Origin of the sequence: Arthrobacter sp. C9C5 (assembly GCF_013359735.1) — a bacterium.
In the GTDB taxonomy this organism is placed as follows: Bacteria; Actinomycetota; Actinomycetes; order Actinomycetales; family Micrococcaceae; genus Arthrobacter.
On the sequence record NZ_JABFMX010000017.1, the window covers coordinates 77,757 to 95,249 of the forward strand.

The window sequence follows — 17,493 nt, forward strand, 5'->3', positions numbered from 1 at the left end:
TGGCTACGGCTTCGGAACCTCGGGAGCCTTGGGGGACTTAGGAGTCCTCGGCGGGAGGCTGGCGACGTGCTCGAACGCCTTCTCCACCCAGGCCTTTGCGCGCGCCTCATCGCCGTCGCCCTCGCCGTTCCAGATCTCCGGCAGTCCGGTGTAGCCGCCCATCGGACGTTCGGCCGGCCCGAAGGGAACGGTCCGCTCGGTACTTTCGAGCGTCTCCTTGTCCGCGGCGGAGAGCTTCACGCCGATGGTGGGACCGAACAGGCCGGCAAACATGTTGCCGTTCACGAACGCCCCGAGGTTTCCGAACATCGGCTTGATGGCCACCCCGGGGTGGTCCGGAATCACCGAGCGGAAGTGCTCCTTGTCGGCGTCGGACGCTTTGGGCATTTCCATGGTGTACCTCCGGGACGCTGCGGGCCACGAACTGACTTTCCTGCAGGACATGCCTGCCGCCCGGTGCGGTACAGGCCGCCGTCGGGACGCCCGGAACCGTCCGCCGGCCGGAACAAAGAACTGTCTGTAAGGATGGACCCATGAATCAAAGCAGCATCCGCCAGCACCAGGACTCGGTCACGGTCAACGCATCAGCCGAGACGCTCTACGATCTAGTCTCCGACGTCACCCGCACGGGCGAGTGGAGCCCGGTGTGCACATCGTGCTGGTGGGACGACGAAGATAGCGCCGGCCGCGTCGGTGCCTGGTTCACCGGCCGTAACGAGCTCCCACAGCGGACGTGGGAGACCCGGTCGCAGGTGGTGGCTGCCGAGCGCGGCCGCGAATTCGCCTGGGTGGTGGGCGGCAAGTATGTCCGATGGGGCTTCGCCCTTACCCCGTCCGACGCCGGAACCGTCCTGAGCGAATCGTGGGAATTCCTGCCCGAGGGGATAGCCATGTTCGGCGAAAAATTCGGCGATGGGGCGGCCGCCCAAATCGCCGACCGCACCCAGCAGGCCCTCGACGGCATTCCGAGGACGCTCGCCGCGATCAAACGGATCGCCGAGTCCATGGCCGCCAGCGAGGACGTGCGCTCCTAAGTCTGGAATTCCCGTCCCGACGCCGTCGTCCGGCCCCGGCGGCAGCCCGCGCCGCCGCCGGGGCACCCGGGCTACTTGACGGCCAGCTCCCCGAGCTCGGACCAGCTGTCCACCGTCACGTTCACGATGTCCGGGGTCCGGGCCAGGTACGCCGGCAGTTCGGCCGTCGCCTTCTTGAAGTGCTCCGTCTTCACGTGGGCGCCGCCGGCCTCGTCATCGCGGAACGCCTCAATCAGCACGTAGGTGGTGGGGTCGGCCAGGGAGCGCGCCCATTCGAAGAACAGGCAGCCTTCCTCGGCGTTGGTTTTGTCAGTGAACTCCCGTGAAATCTCGGGCCACGCGTCGGCGTGCTCCGGCTTGACCGGGAACTTGGCGGTAATAAAGATCATCAGTCTTCCTTTACATGAACGCTTCTTGCGGGCAGGGGCCGGGCAGAGCGGGCCTTAGGGCACCAGGATCGCGCGGCCGCGGACCTTGCCGGCGTCCAGGTCGCTGATGGCCTGCTGGAAATCATCCAGCGCGTACTTCTGGGTGTGCAGGGTGACCGCGCCGCGCGCGGCCAGGGCCATCAGGTCCTGCAGGTCGTTGTAGGACCCCACCAGGTTGCCGATGATGTTGATCTCGGAGGAAATGATGTCGATGGTGGGCACGCTGATGTCCTCGCCGTATCCCACCACAAAGTAGTCGCCCGCCTCCCGCAGCATGGCGATACCCTCGGACGTCGCACCGCCCTCGCCCACGAAGTCGATCAGCACCTCGGCGCCGTTGCCGCCGGTGAGGGCGCGCACCTTTTCCACCTGTGTGCCGTCCGCGACCACGCCCTCGTCGGCACCGATCGAACGTGCCAGCTCCAGCGCGGCGGGGTTGCGGTCCACCACGATGATCCGGCTGGGGGTGAGGGCCTTCAGCACCTGGATGCCGATGTGGCCAAGGCCCCCGGCGCCGATCACCACGCAGTTGTCCCGCGGCGTCAGCCGCTTCGCCGCCTTCGCCGCGGCGTGGTACGCCGTCAGGCCCGCGTCCGCCAGGGCCGCCACGTCCGCGGGCTCCAGCGAATCGTCGATCTTCACCACGGAACGGGCGGAGGTGAGCAGGTATTCGGCGTACCCGCCGTGGGTGTCGATACCCGGGAACCTGCTGTTCTCGCAGTGCACATCGTCCCCGGAGCGGCACGCCCGGCACAGGCCGCAGGTGATCAGCGGGTGCAGGATGACCTTGTCGCCCTCCTTGACATTGGTCACGGCGCTGCCCACGGCGTGCACCCAGCCGGCGTTCTCGTGGCCGATCGTGTAGGGCAGCTCCACCTGGGACTTCTCGGCCCACTGGCCTTCCAGGATGTGCAGGTCCGTGCGGCAGACGCCGGCTCCGCCGATTTTGACCACCACATCCCACGCCCCGGCCGCTTCCGGGATGGGCGCCTCGGTCATCTTCAGGCCTTCGTGGTAGCCGACCACCTGGACGGCTCGCATGGTGTTCATGGGTGGATCTCCTTGACTGTGATCGGAAGTAAGCGGTGCTGGTCGGCCGGCTCGGCCCCTTCGGGCCGGTCCGCCTGGTCGGCGCCCGAGCCCTCGTATCGGGTGCGCAGCAGGCCGCGGCAGAAGTGGGCGTTGCCGTCGATGGAGATGCGCGTGGAGCGCGCCCGCCGCAGCGCCATCGGCACGTGCTCGGCGGGGTAGGGGCGGCCGTCGTGGTCCACGAGGACGACGGCGGCAGGTTCCGCGGGCAGCCCCAGCGCCGTCCGCCGTCGTACTAAAGCGTCCTTGGTCCGCCCCGCCGGCAGGTCACCCAGCCGCACCGTTCCGACGTTCGCTTCGGTGAGCGCGGGGTCGGCGCGCAGCAGTTCAGTCAGGCAGCGTTCCATCGCGGCGGTGTGCGCCTTCCGGCGGAACATCATCCGCAGCTCCTCCAGGCTGTCCTCTGCCTCGTGGCCAAAGGTGCCCCGGTAGCCGGCGTCCGCGGCGAGGCCTGCATTAATCAGGGCGGAATCGTGGTGGTCATCAAGTTCCACCACCACTTTTCCTACCCAGGGCAGCGCCGAGATCACGTCCTTGCTGTCGGACGCCATCAGGTAGGCGAAGTTCGGGGAACAGAATGAGGTGGGCAGGCGCACGTGGACGGTTACGACGGCACGGTCCGGAGCGCCGGTGACGTCGATGGACCGGACGAATCCCAGATCGGTGATGGGCTCGTCGAGCTCGGGATCCAGCACGGTGGCCAGTGCCTGGCGGACGTCCTGCACCGCCCCCGGGTCCCGGACGGTGCGCTCCGTCAGCACCGCCGTCATGACGCGCCCGCCAGGTCCGCCCGTTCCGGCTGACGCGGGCCGGTGGCCGTTTCACCGGCGTCGGGCAACTGAAGCTCAGCCGGTACCGGGATGTTGTACATTTTCGCGGCGTTCAGCCCCAGAATCTTCTTCCTCTGGTCGATGGTGATCGGAGCGTACTCGGTCATGTCCTCCGGGATCTGGAAGTCCACGAAGCGCTCCACCAGCCAGCGCGGGGTCCAGAGGGCGTAGTCGCTGGAGAAGAAGATGCGGTCCTCGCCGATCCAATAGATAAGCTCGCCGATGATCTGGGCGAAGTACCGCGGCCGGGTGTGCATGAACGGCATGGCGACGGCCAGGCCGCCGTAGACGTTGGGTTCCTGGGTGGCGATCCAGCAGAAATCCTCCAGCCGAGGCAGTCCCACGTGTTCCACGACGAAGTTGAGGTCCGTGAAGTCCGAGGCGACGTGGTCCACGTCGGACACATCGAACGCGTCCCGGTCCAGAGGCCGGATGGTGGGGCCCTTGTGGACATGGATGTTCTTGATGCCCAGCCTGCGGCACTCCTCGAAGTACCGGTAGGCCCAGGGGTCGGAGAGCTTGTAGCCGCGGGATTCCCCGTGCCATTCGGCGGTGTAGAGCTTGACGCCGGGGAACTTCATTTTCTCGTGGTCCGCGCGCAGCCGGTCCAGGCCGCGTTCGCCGTCGCGCGGATCGAAGCTGTGGTTGTAGGTGAGCTTGTCCGGGTGCGCGGCGGCCAGTTCGTAGGCTTCCTTCGTCTGTCCGAAGCCGTTCTTGTAGAACTCGCCCAGGTACGCCGGCTGGAACACGGCGTGGTCCACGTAGCCGTCCTCGAAGAGGTCTTTCATCAGGCGCTCGCCGCCCTGGTACAGGTATTCCTCATAGGTCCACAGCTCCTCCTCGGGGGAGAGGTTGCGGTGGTAGTCGTAGAAGCAATCGATGAACTGCTTGCCGTGAACGTTGCGCTGGTTCTCCGGCCGGGCGTCCCACAGGGCGATGTGGGCGTCGACGATGAAATAGTTCTCGCCGTCTTTGCTGTACATGTCCTTCTCCTCCCCGCGACTGCCATAGTCGCGATACCAACGAGGCTAGGGCGGTGCGGCAGCCTTCACTATGTGACCGGTGTCTCATTTTGAGACAGTTGGGGGTCGCCGTCCGGGGCGCGCCCACGTACTCTCGAAAGTGGCAGGACAAGGAGGGCGGCAATGGTGCCGAATCAAAACGTGCCTGCGCCGCGGCCGGAGCGCGGCGGGGCTGGCAGTGAGCTTGCGGTTGCCTCGCGGCGCCTCCTCGCCTCGTGGCAGCGGAGCGAGGAATACGGCGTCTCAGCGGAGGAAGTGGACCCGGTCTGGGCCGGGTCCGTGGACGGAGACTCGCTGTTCTACCAGTGCGGGCAGGAGGTCCTCACCGGCCTGCACCAGACCCTGGCCAACGAGCCGCTGAGCCTGATGCTCACGGACGCCGACGGACTCGTGCTCAACCGGTTCAGCGGCGACACGTCCCTGCTCCGGGCGCTGGACAAGGTGCACTTGGCCCCCGGCTTCGCCTTCTCCGAGCGGGAGGCGGGAACCACCGGCCTGGGCCTGGCCCTGGCCGACCGCACCCCCAGCCTGGTCCGCGCGGAGGAACACTACAGCGCCAGCCTGCGCACGTACACCTGCGCGGCCGTGCCGGTGCTTGATCCCCTCAGCGGACGGCTCGAGGGCAGCGTCAACATCACCACCTGGTCCAGGTCATCCCCGGGGCTGCTGCTGGCGCTGGCCCAGTCCGCGGCGAGCACCACCGCCGCCCTGATGCTGGCCAAATCCGGGGGGCGGCAGCCAAAGCACGGGCCCCGTGGCGGGGTCTTCCGGGTCCAGCGGGGGCGGCTGGAGCCGGGGTCCGGGACGCTGCGCGCCATGTCCCGGCCATGGACCGAGGCCCTGGAGAGCGCCGCAGCGGCGCTGGTGTGCGGCAAGGTGGCGGCCGCCGTGGGCGAACCGGGGGCCGGACGTGCCACCCTGCTGGGCCAGGCGATCCGCCAGGCCCACCCCGGGAGCCGCATTTTGAGCGCCGCCGTTCCCGCACCCCAGGATGTGGAGGCCTGGCTGTCCCTGTGGACCCCGGAGCTGTCCAAGTCCGATACCGCGGTGATCGTGGAAAACATCGATCGTCTCCCGGCGTGGGCCGCGCAGGAGCTCAGCGCCCGGGCGGTCAATTCTCGCGGCCCGGCGGCGGGCGGCCATGCTGCCGGAGTCACCTGGGCCATGACGGCGGAGGAGCTCGCGGCCATACCGGCGCCGCTGGCGGCCTTGGTGGAGAGCGTGGTGCCGGTGCCGGCGCTGCGCGACCGCGGCGCCGACGTGATGCCCCTTGCCCGGTATGCCGCCCGCCAGGCGCGGATGCGGGAGGTTGATTTCACGCCTGCCGCCGAACGCGCGCTGACGGCGTATGGATGGCCGGGCAACATCGACGAACTTTTTGGCGTGGTCCAGGACGCGGCCCTGCGCGCGGAAACCATCGATGTGCGGCACCTGCCGGCTGCGCTGTTGGGCCGCCCGGGTCCCCGGCTGACGCGGATTGAGGCGGTGGAGAGGGACGAGATTGCCAGGTGCCTGTCCCGACCGGGAACAACGGTTGCCGCCGCCGCGGCGGAACTGGGGATCAGCCGGGCCACGATCTACCGGCGCATGGCCCGGTTGGGAATCACCCCGCCAAGGTAGGCGTGCGGGAGCTGCTGCCGTTCCCCGCGCGATCGGACGTACGACGGCGGGAAGCCGGTGCGGCCGAGCTACGGACGGACGGGGGTGGCCGCGTCGTGGCCCACCACGGTGGTCCAGGGGCGGGCGGTCCAAGACGTCACGACGCCGCCGGTGACGTAAGGGTCGACGGCGGCAAATGCCCTGGCCGCCTCGAGGGCGTTCTCGCCGGTGAAGATCAGCAACCCGGTGAAGGGTCCTTCGCCAACGGCTCCGCCGAGCCAAAGGTCGCCCCGTTCTACTGCTTCCCACGCCGCTTTGAGGTGATCGGGGCGGAATTTTGCGCGGGTTTGAAGGTAGTTGTCCGCGTAAGAGTATTCGAGCACGGCGTGCATGTGTGACCGTCCATTTCATCTCGGATATCGCTGGTTGTCTTTGTAGGCTACCCTCGGGGCCTGGCCGTTACACGGCCCCCTCTGATCGAGAAGCGCAGGCACGCTCCCCACCGTCCAGCCGCCGTCCGAATGTAACGAACTGGTAACATGGGGCTGATGCCGAATCAGTCTGGTCAAACACGAGTCACGCAATTGGACGGCCTCCGCGGGATCGCCGCCCTGGTGGTGATCGCCTGCCATTTGCTCTCCACGCTCCCGGGAATCGGGGATGTGGTCTTCGACGACCGGTCCGCACCGCTCAACACGGGAGAGATGTGGGCGGTGTTCTCCCCGCTGCATCTCCTCTGGAACGGCACCCCCGCGGTCCACGTCTTTTTTGTGCTCTCCGGCTTTGTCCTGATCCTGCCGTTCACCCGGGAAGGGGCCGCCACCCGCTGGGCTACGTACTACGCCAAGCGGTTGTTGCGCCTCTACCTGCCGGCCTGGGCGGCGCTGGCCGTGGCCGTCGCGTTGATTGTGATCATTCCCCGCACGTTGTCCCCGCTGCAGAGCTCGTGGGCGGACATGTACGTGGTGGACCCGAGCCTGGCGCGGGTAGCCAAGGACAGCCTGCTTCTACTGGGCGCGAGTACCATCAACACCCCTCTGTGGACGCTGAGGTGGGAAGTCTTGTTCTCCCTCCTGCTGCCGGTGTACGTCTTCCTTGCCCTCCGCTGGCGGCGCTTCTGGCACCTGAAGCTCGGCGTCGTCGTGGCCCTGGCCGCGGTGGGCGCGGTGCAGCACATTGACTGGCTGATCTATCTCCCGATCTTTGCCATCGGCGCGATCCTCGGCGCCGAGCGTGATCGTATCCGTGAGCTGACCCAGTCATGGCCCCGCGTCGTCTGGCTCCCCGTGACCGCTGCCGGCCTCGTCCTGGCCAACGCGGAATGGTTCAGCCCCGCCAAGCCGGTCGACGGTGTTGAGGTGCTCGTGACCGTTGGCGCGACGCTGCTTGTTCTGGTGTTCCTGCTGTGCGGCTCCGCGAAGAGGCTCGGAGACACCGCCGTCGCCCAGTGGCTGGGCCGGATCTCCTTCAGCCTCTACCTGGTGCACCTGCCGATCATCCTTGCCGGCGTCACCTTGCTGCGGTCGGTCTCGCTTCCGCTGGCGCTCGCCGTCTCCGCGGTTGCCTCGTTCGCAGTGGCCGAGCTGTTCTACCGCTTCGTGGAGCAGCCCGCCCAGCGGCTCTCCATGGCCGCGGGTCGTGCGGTGGAGGAGCGGTTAGGCGGTTGCGATCGCGCGCAAACCCCGGCGGAGCCGAGCACCGCGCCGACGGCAGGGACGACGTCGTCGGGCGCGGACCTCTGCCGGACGCGGCAATCCGTCTCCTGAGCGGGCGGCGGGGCGTCCCGAAGGGCGCCGATTATGACGAGTGGTAATCCTCCGCCCATTCGTCCTGTAGAGTTGATCCTGTTGTTGTGTTTATGCAGTTCGTAGTTCAGGCAGTACGCACGGTCGAAAGCCCGTGTTCTTCTGAAGCAGCGGTTTTGAGCACCCCAAACAGGAGGACCCGAAAGTCGGGACAGTTCCTCCACCTTCACGAAGGACAAAAATAATGGCTACTGGTACCGTCAAATGGTTTAACGCTGAAAAGGGCTTCGGCTTCATTTCCCCCGATGACTCCTCGCAGGACGTTTTCGCGCACTACTCCGCGATCAACTCCTCCGGCTTCCGCTCCCTCGAAGAGAACCAGAAGGTCTCCTTCGAAACCGAGCAGGGCCCCAAGGGTCCTCAGGCCACCAACATCCAGGCTATCTAATTTCCTTAGATACCCGGAACCGTTAGGTTTCTAGCAGGGCCCGTTTTCGGACGGGCCCTGCTTTTGTTTAACCCGGGTGTGCCGCCACGACGGCGCCGCGCCCTTGAGGTGCAGCCCCCTCTGGACACCGCCTACGTGCGGGAGCATCCTGTTGCTGTCCGCGTTCGCCACTGCGCGGAGCCCCAGGGATCGGCGAGGGAAGCTGGCACAAAGATCATGAGCGAATCACCAGACGCCCGGCAGAAGCTGTCCGCCCGGATCGACGAGAAGCAACGGGCCGTCCGCGCCTACCTGGCCCGCGAACGGCCCCGCCGGAACCGGCTCTCCAACGTCAGCATCGTGGGCAGCGGCTTGGCCGCCGCGCTCACCGCCGGCCCCGCGGTGGGCGGAACGGGATTCACCCATGCCACGGCGAGCCTTCTCTCGCTCAGTGAGGACTCCATCGTCTGGCGGGTGCTGTGCCTGCTAGCCGTGATCCTTTCCGTCGCCGCCGCGCTGTCCACCAACTTCGCCACCTCGCGCTCCGTTGCGGACCGGGTCAGCGCCGCCGAAACCTGCAGCGCCCAGCTCGAAAGCCTCGCCGTCTCACTGGACATCGGCCACATCGACGTCGACGAGGCGGTCAAGCTCTACCAGCAATACGCCGGCCAGGTCCCCTTCGTGGACACCGCACACGCGTGAGAGCACCCTGCAACCGCTGTCCCCAAGGCAAGCGCTCGACGTCGGCCGGCTCACCCGGCCTGCCGCCGCGCCACCCACCCGGCCAGCACCGGGTTGTCGATCTCCTTCGCCAGCCACTGCGCGGACTCCGCCGCGTCCGGATCGCCCAGCGCCGCCCGGTGGGACTGGGCCCGCACCGCGAACTCCCGCATCCCGGACCGGCTGGCCAGCGCACCAAGCCGGTCCGCGAACTCCGACGCCCGCGGCGACCCGGCGGCCAGCGCCACCTCAGCCGCGACGTCCAGCAGCCGGGCCGAATACCAGAGGTACCACGGGCTGGGCGCAAGGCCGCGGCCCACCCAGTGTTCGGCGGCGGCCAGGTCTCCGTGCGCAAGGAACAGCCGTGCCTCGGCCCCGGCCGCGAGGGCCATGTAGCAGTGGTCGCCGGCCAGCTCCGCCATCACCCAGGACCGGTCGATCAGGGCCGCCGCCTGCTCGAGCTTTCCCGCTGCCAGGTACGTCTCGCCGCGCAGCCCCGCTACGAACGGTTCGAACGCCGTCCAGTGTTCCGCGGCCACCCCGGCGAGCGCCCGGTCGAGACATTCCCCGGCCCGGCCCAGCTCGCCGCGGATCAGGTGCACCCGGCCCAGCAGCGCCTCGCCGAACGCCTGCTGACGGCGGTTCCCGGCCTCCCCGGCGAGCCGCACCGACTCGCTGAGCGCAGCCACGGCGTCGCCGTACCGTGCGGTATCCGAGGCGAGCATGCCCTGGATTGCCAGGATCTTGGACTGCTCGTCCGGGAATCCCTTCGCGGCCCGCATCGCCCGCTCGAGCCAGCCGGCGGCGCGGTCCGGGACACCGCGCTGCACGGCCAGGTAGCCCAGCTCCCGGTAGGCGGCAGCGGCGGTGCGGGAGCCGCCGTCGGGCGCTTCCGCGGTCAGCGCGCGGTGCAGGAAGTCGGCCACCTCGGCGCCGCGGCCGCCCGCCTGGTGGATCACCGCCCCCGCCAGCGTTACCAGCGACTCGGCCAGCAGGTGCCGTTCACCGGCCCGCTGGGCGAGTTCGACGGCGAGGCGCAGCTGCGCGAGCCCGCGGTCCACCGCGCCGGCCGAGAGCGAGGCGGCACCGGCGTCGAGGTAGGACCGCACGGTGGCCGCGTTGGCCGGGGTGCCGGCCTCCGCGGCGGTCCCCGGTTCCGAGAGCGCCCGGCGGACCTCCTCGGGCAGCGGCAGGCCCAGCTCCGCGCGGTACAGCTCGCCGAACTTGGTGACCTGCTCGCGGGCGCGGCGCTGGTCACCGAGGGCCACCAGCGCCTTGACCAGCACGGCGGTGCAGTCGGTGTTGAACGGATCCCTCTGCAGCGCCCGGGACGCGAGTGCGGCCGCATCCGACGGGGCGCCGGCCGCCAGCGAGGCCAAGGCGGCGTCGTAAAGCAGCGACTGCACGGCGTTGTCCAGCCGGTACCGCTGGTCCGCGAGCCAGGACTCAAACACCGGGCTGTCGGCAAAATTCAGGCCCTCCAGCAGCTGGCCCTCGAACCGGCGCGGATCCACGTCCCGGGCCGCAGCGGAGCCCAGTTCCAGCACGTCGCAGCGCCAGCCCGGCTGCAGTTCCAGTCGGAGGGGATCGCCCGCGATCGCCGCCCCGCCGAGCACCCGGCGCAGCTCGGACAGGTTCCAGCGCAGGGCTCCGAGGGAGTCCGCGGCGTCGGGAAAGAGCAGGGCGGCGGTCCGGGCGCGGCCGACGCCGGCCGGGTTCAGCGCGAGGTAGGCCAGCACCGCCCACGCCTTGCGGCCGCGGGGCTGCAGCGGAGCCGCGCCCGCAGACTGAGAGTCCGGGGGTGCTGGGTCAGGGGGTTCGAGCCGGGGCGGGCCGAGGAGCCGAATCCAGGTGTCGGCCATACCGAATTTTACCGCCGGAACGCCCTCACACGCCTGCTCACACGGTGCCTGACGACACTGAAGTCATCACTCCCCACCCACCATCGAGGTGCATCACCATGGAAGTACTTGCAGTCCTGCTCGCCGGTTCCGCCCTGGTCGCGATCCCCGGCACGTTCGTCGCCATCCTGCGGGACGGCCACGGCCACACCCCGGAGGTCCGGTCCGACGAACCGTGGAAAGCCGGCAACCTGCCCAGCGAACCCTACTCGTCGGCGAACCGGGCCTTCCCGCCCACCCTCTGGTTCCGGTAGGCGACAGCGCCGGGCGCATCCGCTGGCCCGGCGCTGTTCACGCCCCCGCCACCACCGGTTTACGCGGGCGGTCAAGGATGGCACCATGACTGATCTCACCCGCCGCAATGTCCTCAAAGGTGCCCTGGCCGCGGCCGGCGCAGCCGCCGTCGTCCCCGCAACGGCCGGAGCGGCCAGCGCCGCCCGGCCTTCCGGCGTCGCCCTGGTCCGCAACCGCCTGATCCTGCCCTCCGGCATCGCCACCGGCGATGTCACCACCGGCTCCGGCGTGCTGTGGTCCCGCGCGTCGGGCCCGGGACGGCTGGTGGCGAACCTGCTGGCCGTCGACGACGACGGGTCCCCGCTCCGCGGCGGCCGCGCCTTCCGGCGGGAGCTGCGGGGGAGCGCCGCCAGCGAGGCGACCGACTTCACGGCCAGGATCAACGCCGAACACCTGCCCGCCGGGACCCGCTTCGCGGTGAGCCTGCACTTCGAGGACGCCGACGGCAACGCCGGCGAGACCGCGCACGGTTCGTTCAGCACCGCGCCGGAGACCGGGCTGCTGCGCAGCGGCCGCGCCGCCCGCGGCCAGAGCTTCGTCTGGAGCGGCGACACCGCCGGCCAGGGCTGGGGCATCAATGAGGAGATCGGCGGGATGCGCGGCTACGCGGCCATGCACGCTACAGCGCCGGACTTCTTCATCCACTCCGGCGACACGATCTACGCCGACGGTCCGATCAGCGCGCAGGTGACCGAGCCGGACGGCCAGATCTGGCGCAACCTCGTCACCGAGGAAGTGTCCAAGGTGGCCGAAACGCTCAACGAGTACCGCGGCCGGCACCGCTACAACATGATGGACAAGAACGTCCGCGCACTCTACGCGGACGTCCCGGTGATCGCGCAGTGGGACGACCACGAGACGCACAACAACTGGTACCCGGGCCAGATCCTCACCGACAGCCGCTACACTGAACGCCGCGTGGACGTGCTCGCCGCCCGCGGCCGGCAGGCCTGGCAGGAGTACCAGCCCATCGCCGGCGTCAGCGCCGGCGGCACCGGCTTTGAACCGGCCCGGATCTACCGCAAGATCAGCCGCGGCCCGCAGCTGGACATCTTCTGCCTGGACATGCGCACCTACAAGGACGCCAACACGGACGGCAAGGAAGCGCAGCTGACGCACATCCTCGGCCAGGAGCAGGCCGACTGGCTGATCCGCGAGGTGAGCAAGTCAAAGGCCACCTGGAAGGTGATCGCCAACGACCTCCCGCTGGGGTTGGTGGTTCCGGACGGCCCGGTCAACCAGGAATCGCTCTCCAACCGCGACGCCGGCGCCCCCTTGGGCAAGGAGCTCGAGCTCGCCGGGGTGCTCTCCGCGTTCAAGCGCAACCGGGTTAAGAACGTGGTCTGGCTGACGGCCGACGTGCACTACTGCGCCGCGCACCACTACTCGCCGGAGCGTGCCGCGTTCACCGACTTCGACCCGTTCTGGGAATTTGTCGCCGGGCCCATCAACGCCGGAAGCTTCGGGCCCAACGCCCTGGACGGCACGTTCGGCCCGGAGGTGGCGTTCTTCAAGGCCGGTGCCTACGCCAACGAATCCCCGCGCAGCGGCGAGAGCCAGTACTTCGGCCACGTGGACCTGGGTGCCGACGACGTCTTCACCGTCAGCCTGCGCAACGCCAACGGTGTGGTGCTCTGGAGCAAGGCCCTGCAGCCGGAGCGGTAGCGGGGGAGCGGGCGGCGGCGGCAGCCCGGCGTCGGGCTCTATCCGCCGCGGGAAGCGGCGCAAGACGCCAGTGGGCCCCTCCCGGAAAGTCCGGGAGGGGCCCACTGGTGTTGGCAGATGAGGCGCTTACGGCGTCGGCATGCCGCCGTTCACGTTGAGCGTCTCACCGATCACGTAGCTGGACTCGGACGAGGCGAGGAACACGTACGCCGGGGCCAGTTCGGCGGGCTGGCCGGCGCGGCCCAGCGGGGTTTCCTTGCCGAACTCCGGCAGGTCCTCGGTGGGCTGGCCGCCGCTGGCCTGCAGCGGGGTCCAAATGGGGCCGGGCGCCACAGCGTTCACCCGGATGCCCTTCGGTGCCAGCTGCTGGGCCAGGCCCTTGGTGAAGTTGTTGATCGCAGCCTTGGTGGAGGCATAATCCACCAGAGTTTCGGAGGGCTTGTACGCCTGGATGGAGGTGGAGTTGATGATGCTGGAGCCTGCCGGCAGGTGCGGCAGCGCCGCCTTGGTGAGCCAGAACATCGCGTAGACGTTGGTCTTGTAGGTGTGGTCGAACTCGACGTCGGTGATGTCGCCCAGCGCCTTCTGCGCCACCTGCTTGCCGGCGTTGTTGACCAGGATGTCCAGCCCGCCGAGTTCCCGCACGGCCGTCTCAACGAGGTCTCGGCATACCGCGGAATCCTTGAGGTCGCCCGGGACCTTGACCGCCTTGCGGCCGGCCTTCTCGATGAGGTTCGCGATCCTGGTTGCGTCCTCTTCCTCCTCCGGCAGGTAGGACATCACGACGTCGGCGCCCTCGCGGGCGAAGGCGATGGCCGTCGCGGCGCCGATGCCGGAGTCCGCGCCGGTGATGAGTGCCTTGCGGCCCTCCAGCCGGCCGGTGCCGCGGTAGCTGTCCTCGCCCAGGTCCGCCTTGGGCGTCAGCTTGGCGTCCAGCCCGGGTTCCGGCTGGCTCTGCTCGGGCGGCTCGATCTGCTCGTACGCCGTAACGGGGTTCCTGAACGTGTACTGGTCAGTCATAGTTCTCCTCCGGAAAGTTGCGTTCCGCCTGGTTGCTTCTGCTCGAAGACCCAGGCATCGACGGCGGGTGGATCCCACAACACGCTAAGCATGCTTAGTAATTACCCTAGTCAGATCTGGGGAGCGGATGCAACGGGGGCGGGGGACGGCGAACCAAACCTGCCCACGTTGTCGCCAACCGGCTTCCCTTATTTGCTCAGCCCCGCGCGCCCGGCGAAAGGACGTTGAGCCCTGCGTCGACAGCGGCGGCCAGCAGTTCGGCGTCGTAAGCGATCATGATGTCGGCCTGGAGCCGGATCGCAGCTGCCAGATGAATTGCATCGGCGCTACGCAGCCGGCCGGGCATCGCAGCGGCGTACATCAGGTCAGCGCGCGCCACGTCCACGAGGTTAATCCCCGACAACACAGCATTGATTACCCCGCCGGGAAGTCCACGCCGGTGCGCGGCGCAGTGAAGCTCCGTGTACAGCAGCATGGAGGCTACAAACGTGTCGCCCCGGGCCCCGGCGGCCGAGAGGTACTCCGCGACCGCCGAAGATTCCGTCTCCTCCACGACCAGTTTGAGGACCGCCGAAGCGTCCACGTAGATGATCAACGGTCCCCGCGCACGTCGGACAGGATCTCCGCAGTCGGCGTTGTTGAGCCGACCCGCGGCAGGGACTGAAAGTCAACGGCGATCGAAGAGGCCTGACGGATCTGTCCTGCCAACAGCAGTCGCTCGAAGGGGGACGCGGACGGTGGTACGAGCACAGCGGCGACTTCCCCGTTGTTCGTCACCTCTATGGTTTCGCCATTTTTCACGCGTTCAAGAATCTTGCTGCTCTGGTTGCGGAGTTCTCGGTGCGGAATTGTTGTCATGCCAGCCTCCGTAGCAATCGTAGCAACAGAGCTGCCGGTGCAGGAAGAGCATCCAGGACACCGAGCCGGAGATCTGGCGGCGACTTCTCGTCCCGGAAACCGTCACCGTCCCGCAGTTCCACGAAGCCATCCAGCGGGCCTTCGGCTGGCGGGACCAGCACCTGTCCGGCATCCGCTGCATCGACCGCCACGGCAAACCGCGGATCATCGTTGGCCCCGACGAGGCGGTGGAGGACAGCGGCGGGACGGCGTCCGGCGTCGTGCTGTTTGAACTACTGGACGCCGCCAGGTGGTTCTACGAGGTCACCGGTGAGGGGACGTCCAGGTTCGACATCGGCGCTTCTGACCTCGAGGCCGTCAACCGGAGCCTCCGCCGTCTCAGCCTCCAGCTGTGGCCGCGGCCGGTCACCCCGGCGGAGCGGGACGCCGTGCTGCGGCCGGTCCTGTGGTTCCTGGAAAGCGCCGCGGGGGAGGGGCTGGAACTGACGAAGGACGGCTACCTGAAGCCGGCCATGGTCAGCCGCACGCTGGAGGAGCTGGGCTGGATCGACGAATTCACGGGCAAGGGCAACCGGGAGGTCAACACGCCCGAGGTGCTCGACCTCCGGCTGCACCTGCTGAAGTGGAAACTGCTGCGCAAACGCAATGGCAGGCTGCTGCTCGGGTCGATGGGCAAGCTCGGCCTGGCCGAGCCGGACACGCTGTGGGACTACCTCGTGCAGACCATTGGCGCCCCGCAGCACGACGCCGTGAAGCTCATGACCCGGCTGGCGGCGCACTGGCTCGTCCAGGGGTCCGAGCCCTCCTACGTCCTCCGCGACGAGGTCATCATCCGTGCGCTTGAGGCCTCCGGCTTCGTGACCCGTTCCGGCGACCCGATCCCGGCGGAGTGGGTACGGGACATCGACCGTACGGTGCGGCAGTCCCTGGGCTGCCTCCAGCTCACGGTCCCCGGGGAGCGCTTCCGGCTCTTGGAACGGGAACCGTCCGACGGCGGCCTGAAGTTCCTGCTGCAGGTCCAGGCGCTGCTGGGGGACCGTTAGTTAGCACCAGGCGGGGTCGGCCGGGACGCTGCCGGGCGGGGGACGGCGAAACCATTGTCGGCATAGGCGAAGTGTGCTTCACTTTTTAGGTGGAGGGGAGTATCCCCCAAATGCTCCGTCGTCAGTACGGCCGTCCCTGAGCGGCCCGGCGGGCAGGTCCGTTGGGGCCGGGAGAGACCTCCAGTTGGTGTTGACTGACTGGAAGCGGGTGCTCTTCGATGAATGTTCCTTTGTGGGCCTGGTTGGCCGTCCTTGGCGTGATCGTCCTGATGCTGGCGGTGGACCTGTTCGCCCACCGCAAAGCGCACGTGATCGGCGTCCGTGAAGCGGCGTTGTGGTCCGCCGTCTGGGTCGCGTTCGGCGTCGGCTTCGGCGTCCTGGTGTGGCAGCTGTACGGCGCCGAATTTGGCCAGCAGTACTTCGCCGGCTACCTGATCGAGAAATCCCTGGCGGTGGACAACGTCTTCATCTGGGCGATCATCTTCACGTATTTCGCCGTGCCCCGCGAGTACCAGCACCGGGTGCTGTTCCTCGGCGTGCTGGGCGCCCTGGTGTTCCGCGGCATCTTCATCGCCGCTGGCTCCGCCATTATTGCCAGCGCCGGGTGGGTGCTCTACCTCTTCGCGGCGTTCCTGCTCTTCACCGGCTACCGGATGATCCGCCAGCGCAACGACCACCCGGAGCCCGAGAAGTCGCGGGCGCTGAAGCTCTTCCGCCGGTACGTTCCCATGACCGACAATTTTCACGGGCAGAAATTCCTGGTCCGCAAGAACGGCCTGGTGCTGGCCACCCCGCTGCTGGCCGTCCTGGCCCTGGTCGAGGTTACGGACATCATCTTTGCCGTCGATTCGATCCCCGCGATCTTCGCCGTCACCGACGAGGTGTTCCTGGTCTTCACCGCCAACGCGTTCGCGATCCTTGGCCTCCGCGCCATGTACTTCCTGCTCGCCGACCTGATCCACCGGTTCATCTACCTCAAGATCGGCCTGGCCCTCGTGCTGGTCTGGGTTGGCATCAAGATGCTGCTCAAGATCGATATCTACTACATCCCCACCCCGCTGTCCCTGGGTGTCATCGCCACGATCCTCGGCGTGTCCATCGGCGCGAGCCTTTGGGTCACCCGGGGCCAGGAGCGCAGGGCTCCCGCGGGGCCGGCGCACGCCCCGTTCGGGACGGCCACGGCTGCGGAAATGGCGGAGCTGGAACCACTGTGGCGGCGGGGCCCTTCGGATGAGAAGGCAAGGTCGGCAACGTCGGCGCTGGGCCGGGACGCGGGGGAGCCCGGCCCAGGGGAGCGCGCCGGCGCGGAGCGCGACGGCAACCCGCATGCGGCGGAACCCGACGCCGGCCCGCGTGCGCCCGCACGCGACCGCAGAGAGTGAGGACGGGTGAACGGCGGCGTGCAACCGACTGATCGGATTGGGTCCCCCCTCCGCCGCGGCGGACCTGGCGCTCCGACTGTGACCCACTCCATAGAGGTCCAACGTCGAACGACTGGGCGCTTTGAACCCGCCGCGGCGGCAAAAGCCGCGCAATTCCGGGGATTATGACGCCGGGAGGCGCCTTTGGGGTCCGATTTGTTCCGGGTCCGGTTCGTGTGTAAAGTAGTTCGAGTCGCCGCCGCTGAAGCGGAAAGATAGCGACCGACCCCCTGATAAACGGCCTGAAAAATGGCGCGGAATTTAGCGCGCTTTATAAGGGCGGGGACCCTCTTCGTGGAATTGGAAATCGCGGAAACGCCGGTTTGCAAAGCTTCACGGATTCGGGTAAGTTTGAAAAGTTGCTCCGGAGCGATCCTGGACCGTTGGGTTTGGGTGG

The 17,493-nt window shown here is 68.2% G+C and carries 19 protein-coding genes and 1 pseudogene; 10 read left to right on the forward strand and 10 right to left on the reverse strand.

Features of this window, described 5'->3' with window-relative positions:
* Positions 1 to 3: 3 nt before the first annotated feature.
* Complete coding sequence (locus HNO80_RS13880) at positions 4 to 393, reverse strand: TfoX/Sxy family protein (RefSeq protein WP_175323437.1); 390 nt, start codon at positions 391 to 393, stop codon at positions 4 to 6.
* 140 nt (positions 394 to 533) lie between these two features.
* On the opposite strand from HNO80_RS13880, the gene HNO80_RS13885 reads away from it, so the two are divergent.
* Positions 534 to 1,034: an SRPBCC family protein gene (locus HNO80_RS13885; RefSeq protein WP_175323438.1), complete on the forward strand. Its 501-nt coding sequence runs from the start codon at positions 534 to 536 to the stop codon at positions 1,032 to 1,034.
* Positions 1,035 to 1,105: 71 nt separating this feature from the next.
* Here HNO80_RS13885 and HNO80_RS13890 read toward each other — a convergent pair whose 3' ends face one another.
* The 4 genes from HNO80_RS13890 to HNO80_RS13905 are packed head-to-tail and all read right to left on the reverse strand — an operon-like array spanning position 1,106 to position 4,364.
* On the reverse strand, positions 1,106 to 1,423 hold the full coding sequence (locus HNO80_RS13890) for a putative quinol monooxygenase (RefSeq protein ID WP_175323439.1): 318 nt from the start codon (positions 1,421 to 1,423) through the stop codon (positions 1,106 to 1,108).
* 54 nt (positions 1,424 to 1,477) lie between these two features.
* Positions 1,478 to 2,512: an NAD(P)-dependent alcohol dehydrogenase gene (locus HNO80_RS13895; protein WP_217500935.1), complete on the reverse strand. Its 1,035-nt coding sequence runs from the start codon at positions 2,510 to 2,512 to the stop codon at positions 1,478 to 1,480.
* Positions 2,509 to 3,321 carry an iron-sulfur cluster assembly protein gene (locus HNO80_RS13900; RefSeq protein ID WP_175323440.1) on the reverse strand — a complete coding sequence of 271 codons (813 nt, stop codon included), beginning with the start codon at positions 3,319 to 3,321 and terminating at the stop codon, positions 2,509 to 2,511. The genes HNO80_RS13895 and HNO80_RS13900 overlap by 4 nt, the downstream gene beginning before the upstream one ends.
* A complete protein-coding gene (locus HNO80_RS13905) occupies positions 3,318 to 4,364 on the reverse strand; it encodes an amidohydrolase family protein (RefSeq protein ID WP_175323441.1) in 1,047 nt (348 codons plus the stop codon). Before HNO80_RS13905 ends, HNO80_RS13900 begins: the two co-directional genes overlap by 4 nt.
* 162 nt (positions 4,365 to 4,526) lie before the next feature.
* Between HNO80_RS13905 and HNO80_RS13910 the strand changes: the two genes are divergently transcribed.
* The gene (locus HNO80_RS13910; protein WP_175323442.1) at positions 4,527 to 6,023 is read left to right on the forward strand and encodes an AAA-type ATPase lid domain-containing protein; all 1,497 of its coding nucleotides are present in this window, start codon (positions 4,527 to 4,529) and stop codon (positions 6,021 to 6,023) included.
* Positions 6,024 to 6,091: 68 nt separating this feature from the next.
* On the opposite strand, the gene HNO80_RS13915 is transcribed toward HNO80_RS13910, so the two are convergent.
* On the reverse strand, positions 6,092 to 6,394 hold the full coding sequence (locus tag HNO80_RS13915; RefSeq protein ID WP_175323443.1) for a YciI-like protein: 303 nt from the start codon (positions 6,392 to 6,394) through the stop codon (positions 6,092 to 6,094).
* Positions 6,395 to 6,550: 156 nt separating this feature from the next.
* Between HNO80_RS13915 and HNO80_RS13920 the strand changes: the two genes are divergently transcribed.
* From HNO80_RS13920 to HNO80_RS13930, 3 genes are all read left to right on the forward strand, one after another.
* Positions 6,551 to 7,768, forward strand: a complete 1,218-nt coding sequence (locus HNO80_RS13920) for an acyltransferase family protein (RefSeq protein WP_175323444.1) — start codon at positions 6,551 to 6,553, stop codon at positions 7,766 to 7,768.
* 223 nt (positions 7,769 to 7,991) lie between these two features.
* On the forward strand, positions 7,992 to 8,195 hold the full coding sequence (locus tag HNO80_RS13925; RefSeq protein WP_011690916.1) for a cold-shock protein: 204 nt from the start codon (positions 7,992 to 7,994) through the stop codon (positions 8,193 to 8,195).
* A 216-nt stretch (positions 8,196 to 8,411) separates the two neighbouring features.
* On the forward strand, positions 8,412 to 8,876 hold the full coding sequence (locus tag HNO80_RS13930; protein WP_175323445.1) for a hypothetical protein: 465 nt from the start codon (positions 8,412 to 8,414) through the stop codon (positions 8,874 to 8,876).
* A 50-nt stretch (positions 8,877 to 8,926) separates the two neighbouring features.
* On the opposite strand, the gene HNO80_RS13935 is transcribed toward HNO80_RS13930, so the two are convergent.
* Positions 8,927 to 10,756, reverse strand: a complete 1,830-nt coding sequence (locus tag HNO80_RS13935; RefSeq protein ID WP_175323446.1) for a BTAD domain-containing putative transcriptional regulator — start codon at positions 10,754 to 10,756, stop codon at positions 8,927 to 8,929.
* A gap of 98 nt (positions 10,757 to 10,854) precedes the next feature.
* Here HNO80_RS13935 and HNO80_RS13940 point away from each other — a divergent pair, with 98 nt between their 5' ends.
* Together HNO80_RS13940 and HNO80_RS13945 are read left to right on the forward strand one after the other, a co-directional pair.
* Positions 10,855 to 11,049 carry a hypothetical protein gene (locus HNO80_RS13940; RefSeq protein ID WP_175323447.1) on the forward strand — a complete coding sequence of 65 codons (195 nt, stop codon included), beginning with the start codon at positions 10,855 to 10,857 and terminating at the stop codon, positions 11,047 to 11,049.
* A gap of 85 nt (positions 11,050 to 11,134) precedes the next feature.
* Entirely contained in the window at positions 11,135 to 12,754 is a 1,620-nt protein-coding gene (locus tag HNO80_RS13945) for an alkaline phosphatase D family protein (RefSeq protein WP_175323448.1), read from the forward strand.
* Positions 12,755 to 12,880: 126 nt separating this feature from the next.
* Here the strand turns inward: HNO80_RS13945 and HNO80_RS13950 are convergent, their stop codons facing one another.
* The 3 genes from HNO80_RS13950 to HNO80_RS13960 form a co-directional block, all read right to left on the reverse strand.
* The gene (locus HNO80_RS13950; RefSeq protein WP_175323449.1) at positions 12,881 to 13,774 is read right to left on the reverse strand and encodes an SDR family oxidoreductase; all 894 of its coding nucleotides are present in this window, start codon (positions 13,772 to 13,774) and stop codon (positions 12,881 to 12,883) included.
* A 196-nt stretch (positions 13,775 to 13,970) separates the two neighbouring features.
* Positions 13,971 to 14,369, reverse strand: coding sequence for a type II toxin-antitoxin system VapC family toxin (locus HNO80_RS13955; protein ID WP_175323450.1), 399 nt, complete (start codon positions 14,367 to 14,369; stop codon positions 13,971 to 13,973).
* Complete coding sequence (locus HNO80_RS13960; RefSeq protein ID WP_175323451.1) at positions 14,366 to 14,632, reverse strand: type II toxin-antitoxin system Phd/YefM family antitoxin; 267 nt, start codon at positions 14,630 to 14,632, stop codon at positions 14,366 to 14,368. Before HNO80_RS13960 ends, HNO80_RS13955 begins: the two co-directional genes overlap by 4 nt.
* A gap of 50 nt (positions 14,633 to 14,682) precedes the next feature.
* Between HNO80_RS13960 and HNO80_RS18225 the strand changes: the two are divergent.
* The 3 genes and pseudogenes from HNO80_RS18225 to HNO80_RS13975 form a co-directional block, all read left to right on the forward strand.
* Positions 14,683 to 14,799, forward strand: a pseudogene (locus HNO80_RS18225) (IS1096 element passenger TnpR family protein); the annotation flags it as partial.
* Between the two features lie 60 nt (positions 14,800 to 14,859).
* Complete coding sequence (locus tag HNO80_RS13970; protein WP_249777347.1) at positions 14,860 to 15,675, forward strand: hypothetical protein; 816 nt, start codon at positions 14,860 to 14,862, stop codon at positions 15,673 to 15,675.
* A 218-nt stretch (positions 15,676 to 15,893) separates the two neighbouring features.
* A complete protein-coding gene (locus tag HNO80_RS13975) occupies positions 15,894 to 17,057 on the forward strand; it encodes a TerC family protein (RefSeq protein ID WP_175323453.1) in 1,164 nt (387 codons plus the stop codon).
* The last annotated feature ends 436 nt before the right edge of the window (positions 17,058 to 17,493 follow it).